This is a genomic window from Legionella drozanskii LLAP-1 (genome assembly GCF_001467585.1).
GTDB lineage: Bacteria > Pseudomonadota > Gammaproteobacteria > Legionellales > Legionellaceae > Tatlockia > Tatlockia drozanskii.
The window spans coordinates 1-350 of record NZ_LNXY01000024.1 but is presented as its reverse complement, the minus strand read 5'-3'; the positions used below and the strand labels follow the sequence as shown (position 1 = coordinate 350).

Here is a 350-nt window from a genome sequence, read left to right as displayed (position 1 = left end):
GGGGATTTGCTGGTAGTTGATAGAAGCATCAACGTGACTCATGGCAAGATAGTGATTGCTGCTATTAATGGAGAGCTGACGGTGAAGCGCTTATCAAAGCGCAATGGCCGCATCCTGCTGATGCCTGAAAACAATCAATATCCCCCAATAGACATTACTGATGAGCAAGACTTAGTGATTTGGGGTGTGGTTATTCATGTCATTCATAGTTTTGGGTGAATTATGTACGCGCTGATTGATTGTAATAATTTTTACGCGAGCTGTGAGCGTTTGTTTCGTCCTGATTTGCGCAATAAACCGATTATCGTCTTATCCAATAACGATGGTTGTGTGATTGCGCGCTCGAATGA

The 350-nt window shown here is 43.1% G+C and carries 2 protein-coding genes; both read left to right on the top strand.

The genetic code is table 11. The features are described from left to right. On the top strand, positions 1-219 hold a 219-nt coding region (locus Ldro_RS09265), incomplete at its 5' end, for a LexA family protein (RefSeq protein WP_274519114.1). Positions 220-222: 3 nt separating this feature from the next. Beyond that, positions 223-350 (top strand): Y-family DNA polymerase (locus Ldro_RS16105; RefSeq protein WP_476630047.1); only part of this gene is annotated, 128 nt, incomplete at its 3' end.